The sequence below is a fragment of the Neisseria sp. P0001.S005 genome, assembly GCF_051963715.1.
The window spans coordinates 1-3548 of the sequence record NZ_JBQCTZ010000284.1 but is presented as its reverse complement, the minus strand read 5'-3'; the positions used below and the strand labels follow the sequence as shown (position 1 = coordinate 3548).

Annotated in this window: 4 protein-coding genes; all 4 read left to right on the top strand. The window is 47.2% G+C overall.

Annotation, left to right across the window (positions count from 1 at the left end):
- The coding region (sdhA, locus tag ACTHSP_RS18890) for a succinate dehydrogenase flavoprotein subunit (protein ID WP_440346671.1) at positions 1–1722 on the top strand (1722 nt) is incomplete at its 5' end.
- Positions 1723–1841: 119 nt separating this feature from the next.
- Positions 1842–2549: a succinate dehydrogenase iron-sulfur subunit gene (locus tag ACTHSP_RS18885; RefSeq protein WP_003678833.1), complete on the top strand. Its 708-nt coding sequence runs from the start codon at positions 1842–1844 to the stop codon at positions 2547–2549.
- 3 nt (positions 2550–2552) lie between these two features.
- A complete protein-coding gene (locus ACTHSP_RS18880; RefSeq protein ID WP_314511464.1) occupies positions 2553–2801 on the top strand; it encodes a succinate dehydrogenase assembly factor 2 in 249 nt (82 codons plus the stop codon).
- A 123-nt stretch (positions 2802–2924) separates the two neighbouring features.
- A partial coding sequence (locus ACTHSP_RS18875) for a citrate/2-methylcitrate synthase (protein WP_440346670.1) occupies positions 2925–3548 on the top strand: 624 nt, incomplete at its 3' end.

Here is a 3548-nt window from a genome sequence, read left to right as displayed (position 1 = left end):
GGTGGTGGTGCAGGTTTACGCGCAGCCCTCCAATTGTCTAAATCCGGCCTGAATTGTGCTGTTTTGTCTAAAGTGTTCCCAACCCGTTCTCATACTGTAGCGGCTCAAGGCGGTATTTCTGCTTCATTGGGCAATGTGCAGGAAGACCGTTGGGATTGGCATATGTACGATACCGTAAAAGGTTCCGACTGGCTGGGCGACCAAGATGCGATTGAATTTATGTGTCGCGCAGCACCTGAAGCAGTAATTGAGTTGGAGCACATGGGTATGCCTTTCGACCGTGTGGAAAGTGGCAAAATCTACCAACGTCCTTTCGGTGGCCATACTGCAGAACACGGTAAACGTGCGGTAGAACGTGCATGTGCTGTTGCCGACCGTACCGGTCATGCGATGTTGCATACTTTGTACCAACAAAACGTCCGTGCCAATACACAATTCTTTGTGGAATGGACAGCGCAAGATTTGATTCGTGATGAAAACGGCGACGTAGTCGGTGTAACCGCCATGGAAATGGAAACCGGCGAAGTTTATATTTTCCACGCTAAAGCTGTGATGTTTGCTACCGGTGGTGGCGGCCGTATTTATGCTTCTTCTACCAATGCTTATATGAATACCGGTGACGGTTTGGGTATTTGTGCCCGTGCAGGTATTCCGTTGGAAGACATGGAATTCTGGCAATTCCATCCGACTGGTGTAGCCGGTGCCGGTGTATTGATTACTGAGGGTGTGCGTGGTGAGGGCGGTATTCTGTTGAATGCCGACGGCGAACGCTTTATGGAACGTTACGCTCCAACCGTAAAAGACTTAGCCTCCCGTGACGTGGTTTCCCGTGCGATGGCGATGGAAATCTACGAAGGTCGCGGTTGTGGTAAAAACAAAGACCACGTATTGTTGAAAATCGACCATATCGGTGCAGAAAAAATTATGGAAAAACTGCCGGGCATCCGCGAAATTTCCATCCAGTTTGCCGGTATCGACCCGATTAAAGACCCGATTCCTGTTGTGCCGACTACCCACTACATGATGGGCGGTATTCCGACCAACTACCATGGCGAAGTCGTTGTTCCACAAGGTGAAGATTACGAAGTACCTGTAAAAGGTCTGTATGCGGCAGGTGAGTGCGCTTGTGCTTCCGTACACGGTGCGAACCGCTTGGGTACCAACTCCCTGTTGGACTTGGTGGTATTCGGTAAAGCTGCCGGCGACAGTATGATTAAATTCATCAAAGAGCAAAGCGACTGGAAACCTCTGCCTGCTAATGCCGGTGAATTGACCCGCCAACGTATCGAGCGTTTGGACAATCAAACCGGTGGCGAAAACGTTGATGCATTGCGTCGCGAACTGCAACGCTCCGTACAACTGCATGCCGGTGTGTTCCGTACCGATGAGATTCTGAGCAAAGGCGTTCGAGAAATCATGGAGATTGCCGAGCGCGTGAAACGTACTGAAATCAAAGACAAGAGCAAAGTATGGAATACCGCGCGTATCGAAGCTTTGGAATTGGATAATCTGATTGAAGTAGCGAAAGCGACTTTGGTGTCTGCCGAAGCACGTAAAGAATCGCGTGGTGCACACGCTTCAGACGACCATCCTGAGCGCGATGACGAAAACTGGATGAAACATACCCTGTATCATTCAGATACCAATACTTTGTCTTACAAACCGGTACATACCAAGCCTTTGAGCGTGGAATACATCAAACCGGCTAAACGCGTTTATTGATGAGTTTTCAGACGGCCTTTACCTTAAAGGCCGTCTGAAACCTAACCATACCCACATTGAACTGCTTGAATTCATAATACAAAATCATTGAGCAGTTTATGAGAAAAGGAACACTTCTCATGGAAAAAATGAGTTTTGAAATTTACCGTTACAACCCGGACGTTGATGCCAAACCTTATATGCAACGTTACGAGTTGGAATTGGAACCAACCGACGTTAAGCTTTTGGACGCTTTAGTGCGCCTGAAAGCACAAGACGATACATTGTCTTTCCGCCGTTCTTGCCGCGAAGGTATTTGCGGTTCTGACGGTATGAACATCAACGGTAAAAACGGCTTGGCATGTCTGACCGATCTGCGCAGCCTGAAACAGCCGGTTAAAATCCGCCCTCTGCCAGGCCTGCCTGTTATCCGCGACCTGATTGTGGATATGACCCAGTTCTTCAAACAATATCACTCAATCAAACCTTACGTTGTCAACGACAACCCTATCGATGCGGACAAAGAGCGTCTGCAAACTCAGGAAGAGCGTAAAGAGTTGGACGGTTTGTACGAGTGTATTTTGTGCGCCTGCTGTTCGACTGCCTGCCCGTCATTCTGGTGGAATCCTGATAAATTCGTTGGTCCGTCTGGCTTGCTGAATGCTTACCGTTTCATTGCGGATAGCCGTGATACCATCACTAATGAGCGTTTGGATAATCTGAACGACCCATACCGTTTGTTCCGTTGCCACACCATTATGAACTGCGTAGACGTATGTCCTAAACACTTGAATCCGACCCGAGCCATCGGTAAGATTAAAGAGATTATGTTGAAACGAGCCGTTTAAGAAATGATGGTTTTTGACGATATTGCCAAACGGAAAATCCGTTTTCAAACCCGCCGGGGATTGTTGGAATTAGACTTAATCTTCGGCAGGTTTATGGAAAAAGAATTCGAGCACCTGAGTGATCAGGAGTTGTCTGAATTTTCCGAAATCCTCGAATTTCAAGACCAAGAATTGCTTGCCTTGATTAACGGACATTCGGCGACGGACAAGAAACACCTGATTCCCATGCTTAAAAAAATCAGACAGGCATGACGTGTTATAGAGCTTGTTTGCGATGCCAATCCGAACAAGCTCTTTCCATACGGAGGCCGTCTGAAAAAAAGACCGTGCCGCTTAGACGGCAACGAAAGCCCCAACCTACAAAGGAGTTTAAGAATGTCTAAATCAGTCAAGCTCACCACCCCAAATCAAGAGACCTTGGAGCTGCCAGTATTGGAAGCAAGTATCGGCCATGATGTGGTTGATATTCGTACTTTGACTAAAAATACAGGTCTGTTTTCCTTTGACCCCGGATTCGTATCAACTGCAAGTTGTGAATCCAAAATCACTTATATTGATGGCGATGAAGGTCTGTTGTATTACCGTGGTTATCCTATCGAGCAGCTTGCAGAAAAATCCGATTATTTGGAAGTTTGCTATCTGTTGATTTACGGCGAACTGCCTACGCCTGAACAGAAAAAAGAATTTGATGCCACAGTCGGTCGCCATACTATGCTGCATGAGCAGCTGACTTGGTTCTTCCGCGGTTTCCGTCGCGATGCGCATCCGATGGCGATGATGGTTGGCGTGGTTGGCGCTTTGTCTGCTTTCTATCAAGACAGCTTGGATATTGCCAATCCTGAGCACCGCAAAATTGCGATTTATCGCTTAATCTCCAAAATTCCGACCATTGCGGCAATGTGTTACCGTTATTCCAACGGTTTGCCGTTCAATTATCCAAAAAATAACCTTTCCTATGCTGAAAACTTCTTGCACATGATGTTTGCGACACCATGTGAA

What these genes read in the sequence shown, in the direction of transcription:
- ACTHSP_RS18885 (WP_003678833.1), top strand. Translation starts at nt 1,842, where the DNA reads ATGGAAAAAATGAGTTTTGAAATTTACCGTTACAACCCGGACGTTGAT.
- ACTHSP_RS18880 (WP_314511464.1), top strand. Translation starts at nt 2,553, where the DNA reads ATGATGGTTTTTGACGATATTGCCAAACGGAAAATCCGTTTTCAAACC.